Raw genomic sequence first — 13,404 nt, forward strand, 5'->3', positions numbered from 1 at the left:
TGCTCGTTCGCCGACCCACTGCTCGTTCGCGGGCCTCTTGCTCATTCGGCCACGGGTGCGAGGCGCCCGGGACCGCCGCTCAGCTTCGCCCGCAACTGGCCGCGCAGCTGGAGGTCCTGTGGCGTGAGCCGGTCGGGGCCGGTCAGCGCGGGCACACCGCTGACCGGGGCACCGGGCGCGGGCACCGGCACGTAGTGCGTGGGAGCCGCCCGCACCGTCAGCGCCGTCGCCCCGACGATCAGGGTCGTGACGACGATCGCGGCCCGCGTCCAGAACCGGGTGCGCTTCTCGCCGACGTCCCGCACGAACGTCGCCTTCGGCGCGTCGAGCTTCTCCGCGCCCGCCAGCTCGGTCAGCCGCCGGTGCAGCTGCTCGGGGACGGCCAGCTCCGGCAACTGCTCGGCTACGGCCTCACGGGCGTGCAGGATGCGGTTGGCGGCGGCCGGCGTGCTGGCCTCCGTCTCGGCGGCGGTCTCCGGCAGGTCGAGGCCCACCCAGTCGTAGAGCAGCAGGGTGCGCCGGTAGACGGGCGGCAGGCTCTGCAGTACGTCGAGGAGCTTGCGGTCCTCCGCGTCGGCGGGCGGCGCGTCCGGGTGGCGGTGGGCGGGGCGCAGCCGGTGCCAGGGCGACATCGCGTACTCGTACGCCGCCGCGCGCACCCAGCCCACCGGGTCCGGGTCGACCGCGACCTCGGGCCAGCGCTGCCAGGCCAGCTGGAAGGCGCGCTCGACGGACTCACGGGCCAGGGCGCGACGGCCGGAGAGCAGGTAAGTCTGGCGGACCAGGAGCGGTGCGGCGTGCGTGTAGAGAGCGTCGAACGCCACCGCCGGCGCCCGGGTGAGCGGTTGCTCCGCCGACTGGCTCTCCGGCTGCCTCCGCTTCTCCGGCTGCGTCCGCTGCTCGGGCTCCTGAACCCGTTCGGCCCTGCTGACCTGCGCCTTCGGTCGCTTCACAAGGGCGGGGGCCGGGCCCGGTGATGTCAGGAGCTTCGCGTACGTCTCCCTCTTACGGCCCCCGGGAGAGGTGCGGCCCGACTCCCAGGCACGGACCGTCTCGCGCGTCACACCGAGCCGGGCCGCGAGCTGCGCCTGGGTCAGCGACTGCGCCTCACGGAGCCTGCGGCGCTCCTTCGGCGTCGGGAGTGGGGCGGCAGCGCTCTGCGTCATGAGGAACTCCACACACCCTTTCGCGCGAAAAAGTACATAAACGTATCTTGAGCGACACATCCGTACTTCGCCTGTTACGCGGTGAAAGCGCGTGTCGTTGGGAGCATGGCCCCGTGACGCAGATGACCGGCCGTGGAGTGTCGTTGCCCGTGCTGCTGACCCGTGTGCGGGAACGACCACCGGGGCCCGCAGCCGGGATGTTCGGCGGAGTCGTCGCGGCGGGCCTCGGGCTCGGCATGTTCGCGGTCCTCGTGATCGCGATGTGGATCAGTTCGCCCTACCCCGACAGCGGGCCCGGCGGCGCCCTGCACACCGCCGCCGCGCTGTGGCTGCTCGCGCACGGCACCGAGATGATCAGGACGGACACGCTGTCCGGTACACCCGCGCCGTTGGGTCTCAGTCCGCTGCTGCTCCTGGCGCTGCCCGTCTGGCTGGTGCACCGGGCCGCACGGGACGCCGCGGAGCCCGAGGAGGAGGGGGCGCCGCAGGGGTCGGCCACCGGAGTGTGGGCCGGCGTCGCGTGTGGCTACCTGGTGATCGGCGCCGTGGCCGCCTGCTACGCGTCCGGCGGCGAACTGCGGCCCTCCTGGGGCAGCTGCGTGGCGCACCTCGTCTTGGTCGCCGTGGCCGCGTCCGGGTCCGGGGTGTGGACCGCGTACGGCCGGCCGGGCGGCCCGCTGCCCCTGGCGCTGCGCCGGTCCCTGGACGTGTTGCCGCGGGTACTCGTGCGGGACGTCCTGCCGGTCGCCGCACGGGCCGCCGCCGCCGGGGCCCTCGTCCTGGTCGCCGGGGGCGCGCTCCTGGTGGCGGCGGGGCTGGTGTGGCACGGGGGAGCGGTGCGGGAGTCGTTCCAGCAGCTGACGGCGGCCTGGTCGGGGCGGATCGCGGTGCTGCTGCTCTGTCTCGCGCTGGTGCCGAACGCCGCGATCTGGGGCGCCGCGTACGCGCTGGGGCCCGGGGTCGTGCTCGGTGCCGGGCACACGGTCGGGCCGCTCGGCAGCACGCGCGGCTCGCTCCTGCCCGCCCTTCCGCTGCTCGAGGCGGTGCCGGCGGCGGGGCCGGGATCGCCGCTGACCTGGGCGGTGGGTGCGGTGCCCGTGGCGGCGGCGGTGACCGTGGCGTGGTTCGTGGTGGTGGCGGGCGAGCGGGCCGCCTGGACCACGGGGCGGGTCGCGTACGCGATGTGCGTGGCGGCCGCGCTGTGCGGGACGGCGCTGGCCGTGCTCGCCGTGGCGGCGGGCGGCGCGCTGGGCGTCGAGGCCCTTGCCGCGTTCGGGCCCGTCGGCTGGCTGACCGGGCTCGCCGCGGCGGCGTGGACCGGCGCGGTGGGCGTACCGGTGGCGCTGGTGGTGTGGTGGTGGCGCGGGCGGGAGTCCGTGGTGCGGCCCCGGATGTCCGCGTGGGCGACGGCGGTGACGGCCGGGAGGAAGCCCACCTCCGTCCCCACCTCCGTCCCCACGCCCGTCCCCACGCCCGTCCCCGCGCCCGCGCCGGAGTCCGGACTCGCGTATGACGTCGTAGGGCGCGAACAAGACACCGTAGGGCGCGAACTCGTCGCGAACGACGACGACTTCGGCGGCAACGACTTCGGCGGCAACGGCTTCGGCGAGAACGGCTTTGGCGAGGAGGCCCTCGATGAGGACGGCTTCGAGGCCTACGACTTCTTCGACGAAACGTCGCGCGAGGCGCCGGCTCCGGACCGGCAGGCCGGTCCGGAGTCCTGACGTACCGTCAGCGCGTGCCCAGGAGCGGGCGGAGTTCCTTCGGGAGGAGGTCCTCGCAGGACTCGTTCGCCGAGTTGGTCAGGGCGTCCGCGCGGCACTCGTAGTAGTCGCTGTAGACCAGCTTCGCCGCGAACATCGACGCCACCATGGCCAGCGCCAGCGCACCCGTCACGAGTCCGCTGATCGCCGCCGTCGTCTGCGGGCGGGTCGTCCCGGGGGCGGCGGCCGGCGCGGGGGCGTCCGGGTCCGGGGTGCGGGGCTTCGCGCGCAGGGCGCTGATGCTCCAGTACAGGGCGAGTGCGCCGAGCAGCAGGGCCACGTACGGCCAGGCGAACAGGGCGAAGAAGAAGCCCCACATGCCGGACAGGAGTGCGTAGCGCGCGCGGCGCTGGGCCGGGTCCGTCGGGTCCCAGCGCATGCCGCCGGAGCCGGGGCCCTGGCCGGGGCTCTTTCCTTCGGGGCCGCCCTGTCCGCCGCCCCCGCTGCCGGGACGGTCGCCGAAGCGGCCGCCCTGGGCGCGGCCCGGCTGGCGGTCGCTCCACTGGCTGCCCCAGGAGGAGTGGCCGCCGCCGTCCCCCGCGGGGTCCTGGCCCTCCGGGCGGCGCGGCTGCCACGGGCGGTCGGGGGCGTCCTCGGGCGGCGGGGCGAACGGGTTGTCCGCCCGGGCGTCCCCGGAGCCCTTGCCCGCGCCGGATTCCTTGGTCCCCTTGGAGCCCGCGGTGTCCGTGGTGTCCGGGGTGCTCGTGTCCGGGGACTCATCGGAGCCGGTGGAACCAGCGGAGCCGGTGGAACCAGCGGGACCGGTGGAGTCCGTGGACGGCGACGGCGGCGTGGGTCGGCCTTCGCGCAGCAGGACGGCGCCGGTGGGCAGCGTGAGGCGAAGGCTTCGGTCCGGCATCAGGTGTGCGTCTTCCCCTAGGTCGTCGGTCGGGTCGCTGGTGCGGGTTGGTTCGTTCTTTACGTCAACGTTCCATGCCCGCCCGGCGTTCCGCGCCGGGGCTGGGTCTTGCGGGATCTTGCTCGGTGTTCCTGGACGCTGACGCTACCTCCCGGTCACGCCCCCGTCCCGTGGGGGCCGCCGGGAGTGCCGGTATCGTTGCTGACGGTCGGCGGCTTCGTAGGGTTCCCCGTATATGCGGGTGCGAAGCTTTCGTAGGAACGCACAAGCCGAACGGGCAAGCCGAACGAACGAGCCGACCGTGCGAAGAAGCTTTCCCAGAACGAGAAAGGGCCCCGCCGTGGCCAAGGCCAAGCGCCTCGTCGTGCTGGTCTCCGGATCAGGTACGAATCTGCAGGCACTGCTGGACGCCATCGAGGCGCAGGGGACGGACGCGTACGGGGCGGAGATCGTCGCGGTCGGCGCGGACCGCGACGGCATCGCCGGTCTGGAGCGTGCCGAGCGCGCCGGGCTCCCGACCTTCGTGTGCCGGGTCAAGGACCACGCCGCGCGCGAGGACTGGGACCGGGCGCTCGCCGAGGCGACCGCCGCCCACGAGCCGGACCTGGTGGTCTCGGCGGGCTTCATGAAGATCGTGGGCAAGGAGTTCCTCGCGCGCTTCGGCGGGCGGTTCGTGAACACGCACCCGGCCCTGCTGCCCAGTTTTCCCGGTGCTCACGGTGTGCGCGACGCTCTCGCGTACGGCGCGAAGGTCACCGGATGCACCGTCCACTTCGTCGACGACGGCGTCGACACCGGCCCGATCATCGCCCAGGGCGTGGTCGAGATCGTGGAAGAGGACTCGGACGACGGTGAGAGCGCTCTGCACGAGCGCATCAAGGAAGTCGAGCGCACGCTGCTCGTCGATGTCGTGGGGCGACTGGCCCGTAACGGCTACAGCATTGAGGGACGAAAGGTAGTTATCCCGTGACCGCCGAGAGCAACAAGCGGCCCATCCGCCGGGCGCTGGTCAGCGTCTACGACAAGACCGGTCTGGAGGAGCTGGCGCGCGGGCTCCACGAGGCGGGCGTCGAGCTGGTGTCCACCGGTTCGACCGCGGCGAAGATCGCCGGCGCCGGGGTGCCGGTCACCAAGGTCGAGGACGTCACCGGCTTCCCGGAGTGCCTCGACGGCCGCGTGAAGACGCTGCACCCGAAGGTGCACGCGGGCATCCTCGCCGACCTCCGCCTGGAGGACCACCAGAAGCAGCTCGCCGACCTCGGTGTGAAGCCGTTCGAGCTGGTCGTCGTGAACCTGTACCCGTTCAAGGAGACCGTCGCCTCGGGCGCCACTCCCGACGAGTGCGTCGAGCAGATCGACATCGGCGGTCCCTCGATGGTCCGCGCCGCCGCCAAGAACCACCCGTCGGTCGCCGTGGTCACCAGCCCGCAGCGGTACGCCGATGTCCTCGCGGCCGTGAAGGACGACGGGTTCGACCTGACCACCCGTAAGCGGCTCGCGGCCGAGGCGTTTCAGCACACGGCCGCGTACGACGTCGCCGTCGCCTCCTGGTTCGCGGCCGACTACGCCGCCGCCGACGACAGTGGCCACCCCGAGTTCCTCGGCGCCACGTACGCGCGCAAGAACGTCCTTCGTTACGGCGAGAACCCGCACCAGGGTGCCGCCCTGTACGTCGACGGCACCGGCGGCCTCGCCGAGGCGGAGCAGCTGCACGGCAAGGAGATGTCGTACAACAACTTCACGGACACGGACGCCGCTCGCCGTGCCGCGTACGACCACGACGACCCGTGCGTCGCGATCATCAAGCACGCCAACCCCTGCGGCATCGCCGTCGCCGCGAACGTCGCCGAGGCGCACCGCAAGGCGCACGCCTGTGACCCGGTCTCGGCGTACGGCGGCGTGATCGCGGTCAACCGGCCGGTCACCAAGGAGATGGCGGAGCAGGTCGCCGACATCTTCACCGAGGTCATCGTCGCGCCCGACTACGAGGACGGCGCCCTCGAAGCCCTCACCAAGAAGAAGAACATCCGTGTTCTGCGGGCCCCGAACGGGCCGTCCGCGACGGTCGAGACGAAGCAGATCGACGGCGGCGCGCTCCTCCAGGTCACCGACCGGCTCCAGGCCGACGGCGACAACCCGGCGTCCTGGACCCTCGCGACCGGCGACGCGCTGTCGCAGGGCGAGCTGGACGAGCTGGCGTTCGCGTGGAAGGCGTGCCGCGCCGTGAAGTCCAACGCGATCCTGCTCGCCAAGGACGGCGCCTCGGTCGGCGTCGGCATGGGCCAGGTCAACCGGGTCGACTCCTGCAAGCTCGCCGTCGAGCGGGCGGGCGAGGAGCGGGCGCGCGGTTCCTTCGCCGCCTCGGACGCGTTCTTCCCGTTCCCGGACGGGCCGCAGATCCTCATCGACGCCGGGGTGAAGGCGATCGTGCAGCCGGGCGGTTCGATCCGTGACGAGCAGGTCGTCGAGGCCGCCAAGAAGGCGGGCGTGACGATGTACTTCACGGGGACGCGCCACTTCTTCCACTGAGTCACCCGTACGCGCAGAGGGCCCGCCGGTCACCGACCGGCGGGCCTTCTGCGTGACAGCCGGGGGCTCAGCCCTTCACGTACACGACGACCGTGCTCGCGACCTTGTCGTGCCAGCCCTGCCTGCGGCCGGACTTGTCCCAGAACGGGGACAGGTACACGAGGAGCGCGCCGATACCGCAGGCGAAGCTGCCGACCGTCGGGATGATCCAGCGCAGGAAGCCGCCGCCGATGCCCGGCTTCGCACCGGTCTCCGCCTTCAGGACGCGGATGCCGACGGCCATCTTGCCCAGCGTGGCGCCGACGAAGGCGGTCAGCAGGACCTCGTAGAGCAGGACGAGGAGCATGAAGATGCCGGCGATCGGCAGGGTCGAGGACTGGAAGTCCGACGTGGCGTTGTTCACACAGGTGTCGAACGCCGACGAGTTGGCGTCACAGGCCTGCACCGCGTCGAGGAAGTCGCTGAACTTCGGCACCAGGAACACGAGGTAGACCACGAAGAACAGCGCGCCGTCGATCAGACGGGCGCCGAGCCGGCGGCCCATCGTGGCGAGCGGCGGCACACCGGGCGGCATGCCCGGTCCCGGCATCCCCGACTGCTGCGGGTACGACGGATAGGACTGGCCGGGCTGTTGCGGATAGCCGTAGCCCTGCGGCGGCACACCCTGCGGTGCCTGCTGGCCGTACGGGTTCGGCTGGGGCGGTTGCTGGCCGTATGGATTGTTCGGGGCGCCGTGACTCATGGCGGGATTCCTCCGGGACGACGTCGGGGACGGCGCGGACGTGCGGAGGAAATGAACGGAAATGTTGCCGCATACGCGGACTGCCCCCCTGCCGCTGTCCGCGGCACTGCGCGGATCATGCTCCTGAATCGGACATGGTCCTGTCCAGTAGGCCTCCAGGGCTGTTGTGCAAGTGCAACTTGGGTGAAGCAGGGCCGCCCTGAAAGAATGGGCACCATGACCGCCCAGATTCTCGATGGCAAGGCCACCGCAGCCGCGATCAAGTCCGAACTGACCGCCCGCGTGGCGGCCCTGAAGGAGAAGGGGGTCACGCCCGGGCTCGGCACCGTCCTGGTCGGCGAGGACCCCGGCAGCCAGAAATACGTGGCAGGAAAGCACCGCGACTGCGCGCAGGTCGGCATCGCCTCCATCCAGCGCGAACTGCCCGCCACGGCGACGCAGGAGGAGATCGAGGCGGTCGTCCGCGAGCTGAACGAGGACCCGGCCTGCACCGGCTACATCGTCCAGTTGCCGCTGCCCAAGGGCATCGACGAGAACCGCATCCTGGAGCTGATGGACCCCGCCAAGGACGCGGACGGTCTGCACCCGATGAACCTCGGCCGTCTCGTCCTGAACGAGCCGGCGCCGCTGCCCTGCACCCCGTTCGGCATCATCACGCTGCTGCGCAAGCACGGCGTCGAGATCAAGGGTGCCGAGGTCGTCGTGGTCGGCCGCGGCGTGACCATCGGCCGCCCGATGCCGCTGCTGCTCTCCCGCAAGTCGGAGAACGCGACGGTCACCCAGTGCCACACCGGCACCCGTGACCTCTCCGCGCACCTCAGGCGTGCCGACATCATCGTGGCCGCCGCGGGCGTGCCGCACCTGATCAAGCCCGAGGACATCAAGCCGGGCGCGGCCGTGCTCGACGTCGGTGTCTCGCGCGACGAGAACGGCAAGATCGTCGGCGATGTGCACCCGGGTGTCGCCGAGGTCGCCGGCTGGATCTCCCCGAACCCCGGCGGAGTGGGCCCGATGACCCGCGCCCAGCTCCTCGTGAACGTGGTCGAGGCCGCCGAACGGGACGCGAACGGTGTCCGCTGACGCCTCGGGGGGCGCCGCCAGGGACGTCACCAAGGACGCCCCCGGGGGTGCTTCCGGGAGCGCCTCCGAAGGTGCCTCCGAAGGTGCCCCCGGGGGCGCCTCCGGGGAGGCGGCGAAGCGGCAGCCGCGGCGTTTCCCGCTGTGGACGCGGGACACCGCCCGTCCCGAGGGCGGCGGCCGCGCCGCCCCCGGTGACGCCCCCGCGCCCGCCCGCCAGTGGCCGCTCATCGCCGTGCTCGTGCTGGCCGGGCTGGGGCTGCTGATCACTGCCTTCGGCCTGTTCCGCGTCGGTACGATCCTGGTCGGCGTGGCGCTGCTCGGCGGCGCCGTGATGCGCTGGATGCTGCCGTCCGTCGGCATGCTCGCGGTGCGCTCGCGGTTCACGGACATGCTCACGTACGGGATTCTCGGCCTCGCCATCGTGCTGTTGTCGATGATGGCGCAGCCGGACCCCTGGCTGAAGATCCCCTTCTTGCAGGACACGCTGCACTTCACTGTGCGGTGAGGCGAGCGGGGTTGTGACGCAGGCCCTGAAGGGCCGCGTGTGACGTGCGGGGTCTCCCAGGCGGAGGCCCCGCGTCCTTGTGTGGCGGTCTCCGGTCAACTTCGGGAAGGTTGTCGGAAGACGGCGGACACCGCACATAGCCTGGGAAAACGGGATCGTCCAGGACGACCCGGACCCGGATCGTGCGAGGGGGCGCGCTCCGGTGATCGCGTTGTCGAACGCAGTCGAATGCCCCCGTGCGCCCCCGGCCCGGGAACTGACATCCTGGCTACGCACATCCCACTGGGTAGCCAGTGGAGACCGGGGCCAGAGAGCGGCGCGGGGGGATTCAGGCACGTATGGGGGGAATAGGGGGAATGCAATGCCTCGTTGGAGGGCGCTACCGGACGAACTGGACCCGGAGGTCAAGGAGTTCGCCAGCCAGTTGCGCCGGCTGGTGGACCGCAGCGGACTCGGGATCGCCGCACTGGCGGACCGCACCGGGTACAGCAAGACCTCGTGGGAGAGGTATCTGAACGGACGGCTGCTCGCACCCAAGGGCGCCATCGTGGCGCTCGCCGAGGTGACCGGCACCAACCCCGTCCACCTGACCACGATGTGGGAGCTCGCGGAGCGTGCCTGGAGCCGTTCCGAGATGCGCCACGACATGACCATGGAGGCGATACGGATATCCCAGGCGCGCGCCGCGCTGGGGGAGTTCGGAGGGCCGACCGCGCCGGCGGGCAGCCGTGGTGACGGAGGCAGAGGCAGCGGCGGTGGCGGCGGGCGGAACGGGAGCGCGACCGCCTCCCGGGTCGCCGGAGTCGCCGGGGCCGCCGGCCCCGCGGGTGTCCCGCCGACCGTGCCGCCGCAGGCTTCTGCGCCGCGTGCCGACCAGTTCGGGCCTGCCGGACCCGTCGGGCCCGTCGCACCGCCCGCCGCTCCGCCAGGAGGTTCCGGCAGCGGGGGCAAGCGCCGGCTGACCATGTTCCTCGCGGGAGTCGTGGGCGCGGCGATCGTCGTGCTCGTCGCCTACGTCCTGACCAGCGGCGGCGACAAGGGCAAGAACGAGAACGCCGGGCCTTCGTCGTCCCCGACCAGCAGCGCGCCCCAACTGCCCGCGGGCGTCCAGTGCGTGGGCGCCGGCTGCACGGGCAAGGACCCCGAGGCCATGGGCTGCGGCGGCGACCTCGCCGACAGTCCCACACGGGCCGTGGTCGGCGCGGTCACCGTCGAGGTCCGATACAGCAAGACGTGCAAGGCGGCCTGGGCGCGGATCCAGGGTGCGACGCCCGGGGACAGCGTGCAGCTCAGGTCGAGTGCCGAGTCGTCGAAGAAGGGCCTGGTCGGCGACGCGGACACGGACGCGTACACGCCGATGGTGGCGGTGGGGTCGGCCTCCGACGCGAAGGCGTGCGCCACGCTCGCGTCCGGCCAGAACGGCTGCACCGAGTAGCTCGGCCGAGTAGCTCGAGCGGGTGGTCCGGGGCGTCTCTTGCGCGGGGTCCGGCGCGTTCCTCGAAAGGGCATGCATGAGGGCTTTCTTTCGGGGAAGGCGCACCGGTACCCCCACGGGATGGTCACACGGTGACACCCACGGCGGCCGCCGATCGCCCCTCCCCCCGGGCCGGCGGCCGCCGCCCCCTGTCCGGGCCCGGGGCCGCTCCTCTGTCCGGGCATGCGGACTCGCTCTGTGGGGTGAGCCACACGCACCGGTAGGTCCGGTGGGGGCGGGGCGCGATAGCCTGACGAGCGGATCTCTTGATGCCGAGAGATCGATCAAAAGACCTGCTGTCATACGGAGAACGCCATGACCCGCACTCCCGTGAACGTCACCGTCACCGGCGCCGCCGGCCAGATCGGCTACGCACTGCTTTTCCGCATCGCCTCCGGCCAGCTGCTCGGCGCGGACGTGCCGGTCAAGCTGCGCCTCCTGGAGATCACCCCGGCGCTCAAGGCCGCCGAGGGCACCGCCATGGAGCTCGACGACTGCGCCTTCCCGCTGCTCCAGGGCATCGAGATCACCGACGACCCGAACGTCGCCTTCGACGGCGCCAACGTGGGCCTGCTGGTGGGTGCCCGTCCGCGCACGAAGGGCATGGAGCGCGGCGACCTGCTCTCCGCCAACGGCGGCATCTTCAAGCCGCAGGGCAAGGCCATCAACGACAACGCCGCGGACGACATCAAGGTCCTCGTCGTCGGCAACCCGGCCAACACCAACGCCCTCATCGCCCAGGCCGCCGCGCCGGACGTACCGGCCGAGCGCTTCACCGCCATGACGCGCCTCGACCACAACCGCGCGCTGACCCAGCTCGCGAAGAAGACGGGCTCGACGGTCGCCGACATCAAGCGCCTGACGATCTGGGGCAACCACTCGGCCACCCAGTACCCCGACATCTTCCACGCCACGATCGGCGGCAAGAACGCCGCCGAGGCCGTGAACGACGAGAAGTGGCTGGCCGACGAGTTCATCCCGACCGTCGCCAAGCGCGGCGCCGCGATCATCGAGGCGCGCGGTGCGTCGTCGGCCGCGTCGGCCGCCAACGCCGCGATCGACCACGTGTACACGTGGGTCAACGGCACGGCCGAGGGCGACTGGACCTCCATGGGTATCCCCTCGGACGGTTCGTACGGCGTCCCGGAGGGCCTGATCTCCTCGTTCCCCGTCACCACGAAGGACGGCAAGTACGAGATCGTCCAGGGCCTGGACGTCAACGAGTTCTCGCGGGCGCGGATCGATGCGTCTGTCGCCGAGCTGGCGGAGGAGCGCGAGGCTGTGCGGGGTCTCGGCCTTCTCTAGCCCTCGCCGGACTGCTGCGCTCAGCCGCCCACGGCGGGTCTTCGGACTCGCCGTGGGCGGTTTGTGTTGTGGCCCCCTGTGGGCGGATGCGTTGCAGGGCGGCTGCGGCCCGGTGTGGCCTCTCGCGCAGTTCCCCGCGCCCCTGGTGCATGCGGCTTCGCCGCAGCCCCATGGGCGCACGCAGTGCGCCCTTCAGGGGCGCGGGGAACTGCGCGACCAGCCACGACGGCGCCGCACCCACTCCGGACACCGCCGGCCGGCACCCGCCTGGGCGTGACCCCGGTATCCGACAGCCACGGCCACCGTCGCAAGCAGCGTCACCACCCCGACCCCGCCCAGCGCCGACGACATGCCCGACGAGAAGTCCGCCCGCCGTCCCGCACCATGGACGCATGATCAAGAAGTCGAGCCGTGAGCTGAACGTCCTTGTCCTGCGCGACACCGACCGCGTCGCCGACGCCGTGCAGGAAGCCCTCCGGACGGCACCCGACGCCGAACGGGCCGGCCTGGAGCGAGCCGCCGCCCTCATCGCCGAGGCCGCCGCCCGCAGCGACGCCGAGCTGCGCGGCGACTGGGTGCGCGCGCACCTCACGGCGGCCGGACACGACGGCCCCGCCGACTCGGTCCAGGCGATCAAACTCCTGCGCCAGGCCGAACCGACCCTGAGCCTGTACGCGGCGGTCCGTCTGGCGAAGGACGCGGCGGGCAGCGAGCAGCGCCCTCGGTGACGTACGCGGCGGGCAGCGTTCAGCACCTTCGGTGAAGGACGCGGGCGCCGCCGCCTCAGCCGGTCAGCTGCCCCGCCAGCCAGTCCGCCGCCCCCGGCAACCACTGCTCCCGTACGTTCCCCAGCAGGTGGTCGCCGCCCGGCACCGAGTGGTAGATCCCGTGCGGGGCCTCGGCGGCGAGCCGTTCCCCGTTCTCCACCCCGGGGATCGCGTCGTCCGCCCCGTCGACGACGAGCAGCGGCACCGCGATCCGCCCGGCCGTGCCCCGCAGGTCGACGCCGGCGAGGAACTTCCGCGCGGCGTCCCGCGACCCGGCCCGCTGCGTCAGCGTCTCCCGCACGAACGGCACCGTGTCGTCCCAGCCGGTCAGCCGGTACGGCCCGCTGACCGTGACGGCCGCGCGGATCCGCGGTTCACGGGCGGCGCCCAGGGCCGCGTAGTAGCCACCGAGGCTGAGCCCGACGACGCCGACGGGGACCGGGCCGAGCCGCTCGTGCAGCGCGTCGACGAGCCGGGTCAGGACGTGCTCGTACTCCGAGGTGACCGTGGTCGTCGCCGCCCGGACGCCCTGGCCGGGCCCGTCCATCGTGAACACGGCGCTGCCACGCGCGAGCAGCGCCTCGGTGACGTCGTGGAACTCCTCCTTGGACGAGTCGAGGCCCGGCACCACGACGACCACGCCACCGCCACCGCCACCGCGCCCGCTCCCGGCGCCGCGCAACCAGCCCGCGTACGACGCGTCCTCGATGCGTACGGCGTCCGGTTCGAGGAGGGCGAGTGCGCGGCCCATCGCCGCGTCGGCCTGCGCGGCGGCGTGCGCGGTCGCCTCGCGGTCCGGGTGGGGGAGCAGCACGGCACAGTGGAACCAGCGGGCGGCCCGGCGATACGCCTCCCCGGCGGAGCGGACCGCGCCCCGCCCCTCGTACCGCTCACCGTCGGCCAGGTGGTCGCGTGCCGCACGGACGAAGGCGGCCGGCCAGTCATGCAGGTCATCGAGGCCGCTCGTCACCCGCTCGTACGCGAACGGATCCAGGCCCGCCCCGTACGTGCGTGAACGGTTCTGGCCGATGAAGTCCGGGAGTATGCCGGGGAGCCGGAAGAACGTGTCGTGGGTGCCCGGCCGGGGCGTCGTCGGAGCGTCCCACCGTGGTGCAACCGGGCCGGAGCCGCGGGAAGCGTGGCTGCCTGCGAGGGCCTTGCCCGGGGGTACGTGAGCTCTCATGCCCGTAGTGCACCGGGTGCGGGGCCGGGCG

Annotated in this window: 12 protein-coding genes; 8 read left to right on the plus strand and 4 right to left on the minus strand. The window is 72.5% G+C overall.

Features of this window, described 5'->3' with window-relative positions; translation table 11 throughout:
* Window positions 1–41 precede the first annotated feature (41 nt).
* A complete protein-coding gene (locus ABD366_RS28200) occupies window positions 42–1,166 on the minus strand; it encodes a sigma factor-like helix-turn-helix DNA-binding protein (RefSeq protein WP_324775761.1) in 1,125 nt (374 codons plus the stop codon).
* Window positions 1,167–1,288: 122 nt separating this feature from the next.
* On the opposite strand from ABD366_RS28200, the gene ABD366_RS28205 reads away from it, so the two are divergent.
* Window positions 1,289–2,890 (plus strand): cell division protein PerM, encoded by a 1,602-nt coding sequence (locus ABD366_RS28205; protein WP_324775782.1) that lies wholly within the window; start codon window positions 1,289–1,291, stop codon window positions 2,888–2,890.
* Window positions 2,891–2,897: 7 nt separating this feature from the next.
* Here the strand turns inward: ABD366_RS28205 and ABD366_RS28210 are convergent, their stop codons facing one another.
* A complete protein-coding gene (locus tag ABD366_RS28210; RefSeq protein ID WP_324775759.1) occupies window positions 2,898–3,788 on the minus strand; it encodes a hypothetical protein in 891 nt (296 codons plus the stop codon).
* 340 nt (window positions 3,789–4,128) lie between these two features.
* Here ABD366_RS28210 and purN point away from each other — a divergent pair, with 340 nt between their 5' ends.
* Together purN and purH are read left to right on the plus strand one after the other, a co-directional pair.
* Entirely contained in the window at window positions 4,129–4,758 is a 630-nt protein-coding gene (gene purN, locus ABD366_RS28215) for a phosphoribosylglycinamide formyltransferase (RefSeq protein ID WP_324775757.1), read from the plus strand.
* Window positions 4,755–6,317, plus strand: a complete 1,563-nt coding sequence (gene purH / locus ABD366_RS28220) for a bifunctional phosphoribosylaminoimidazolecarboxamide formyltransferase/IMP cyclohydrolase (protein ID WP_324775755.1) — start codon at window positions 4,755–4,757, stop codon at window positions 6,315–6,317. The genes purN and purH overlap by 4 nt, the downstream gene beginning before the upstream one ends.
* A 67-nt stretch (window positions 6,318–6,384) precedes the next feature.
* On the opposite strand, the gene ABD366_RS28225 is transcribed toward purH, so the two are convergent.
* Window positions 6,385–7,059, minus strand: coding sequence for an RDD family protein (locus tag ABD366_RS28225; protein ID WP_324775753.1), 675 nt, complete (start codon window positions 7,057–7,059; stop codon window positions 6,385–6,387).
* Between the two features lie 216 nt (window positions 7,060–7,275).
* Here ABD366_RS28225 and ABD366_RS28230 point away from each other — a divergent pair, with 216 nt between their 5' ends.
* From ABD366_RS28230 to ABD366_RS28250, 5 genes are all read left to right on the plus strand, one after another.
* Window positions 7,276–8,139 carry a bifunctional methylenetetrahydrofolate dehydrogenase/methenyltetrahydrofolate cyclohydrolase gene (locus tag ABD366_RS28230; RefSeq protein WP_324775751.1) on the plus strand — a complete coding sequence of 288 codons (864 nt, stop codon included), beginning with the start codon at window positions 7,276–7,278 and terminating at the stop codon, window positions 8,137–8,139.
* Entirely contained in the window at window positions 8,129–8,644 is a 516-nt protein-coding gene (locus tag ABD366_RS28235) for a DUF3017 domain-containing protein (RefSeq protein ID WP_324775749.1), read from the plus strand. Before ABD366_RS28230 ends, ABD366_RS28235 begins: the two co-directional genes overlap by 11 nt.
* 361 nt (window positions 8,645–9,005) lie before the next feature.
* Window positions 9,006–10,079: an XRE family transcriptional regulator gene (locus tag ABD366_RS28240; protein WP_324775747.1), complete on the plus strand. Its 1,074-nt coding sequence runs from the start codon at window positions 9,006–9,008 to the stop codon at window positions 10,077–10,079.
* A gap of 354 nt (window positions 10,080–10,433) precedes the next feature.
* Window positions 10,434–11,423 carry a malate dehydrogenase gene (locus ABD366_RS28245; protein ID WP_324775745.1) on the plus strand — a complete coding sequence of 330 codons (990 nt, stop codon included), beginning with the start codon at window positions 10,434–10,436 and terminating at the stop codon, window positions 11,421–11,423.
* Window positions 11,424–11,815: 392 nt separating this feature from the next.
* Window positions 11,816–12,151: a hypothetical protein gene (locus tag ABD366_RS28250; RefSeq protein ID WP_324775743.1), complete on the plus strand. Its 336-nt coding sequence runs from the start codon at window positions 11,816–11,818 to the stop codon at window positions 12,149–12,151.
* A gap of 55 nt (window positions 12,152–12,206) precedes the next feature.
* Here the strand turns inward: ABD366_RS28250 and ABD366_RS28255 are convergent, their stop codons facing one another.
* Window positions 12,207–13,373 carry an alpha/beta hydrolase family protein gene (locus ABD366_RS28255; protein WP_324775741.1) on the minus strand — a complete coding sequence of 389 codons (1,167 nt, stop codon included), beginning with the start codon at window positions 13,371–13,373 and terminating at the stop codon, window positions 12,207–12,209.
* Between the last annotated feature and the right edge of the window lie 31 nt (window positions 13,374–13,404).

The organism is Streptomyces kunmingensis (genome assembly GCF_039533535.1).
Lineage (GTDB): Bacteria > Actinomycetota > Actinomycetes > Streptomycetales > Streptomycetaceae > Streptomyces > Streptomyces kunmingensis.

What these genes read in the sequence shown, in the direction of transcription:
- ABD366_RS28245 (WP_324775745.1), top strand. Translation starts at nt 10,434, where the DNA reads ATGACCCGCACTCCCGTGAACGTCACCGTCACCGGCGCCGCCGGCCAG.
- ABD366_RS28210 (WP_324775759.1), bottom strand. Translation starts at nt 3,788, where the DNA reads ATGCCGGACCGAAGCCTTCGCCTCACGCTGCCCACCGGCGCCGTCCTG.
- ABD366_RS28230 (WP_324775751.1), top strand. Translation starts at nt 7,276, where the DNA reads ATGACCGCCCAGATTCTCGATGGCAAGGCCACCGCAGCCGCGATCAAG.
- ABD366_RS28250 (WP_324775743.1), top strand. Translation starts at nt 11,816, where the DNA reads ATGATCAAGAAGTCGAGCCGTGAGCTGAACGTCCTTGTCCTGCGCGAC.
- ABD366_RS28200 (WP_324775761.1), bottom strand. Translation starts at nt 1,166, where the DNA reads ATGACGCAGAGCGCTGCCGCCCCACTCCCGACGCCGAAGGAGCGCCGC.
- ABD366_RS28255 (WP_324775741.1), bottom strand. Translation starts at nt 13,373, where the DNA reads ATGAGAGCTCACGTACCCCCGGGCAAGGCCCTCGCAGGCAGCCACGCT.
- ABD366_RS28240 (WP_324775747.1), top strand. Translation starts at nt 9,006, where the DNA reads ATGCCTCGTTGGAGGGCGCTACCGGACGAACTGGACCCGGAGGTCAAG.
- ABD366_RS28225 (WP_324775753.1), bottom strand. Translation starts at nt 7,059, where the DNA reads ATGAGTCACGGCGCCCCGAACAATCCATACGGCCAGCAACCGCCCCAG.
- ABD366_RS28205 (WP_324775782.1), top strand. Translation starts at nt 1,289, where the DNA reads ATGACCGGCCGTGGAGTGTCGTTGCCCGTGCTGCTGACCCGTGTGCGG.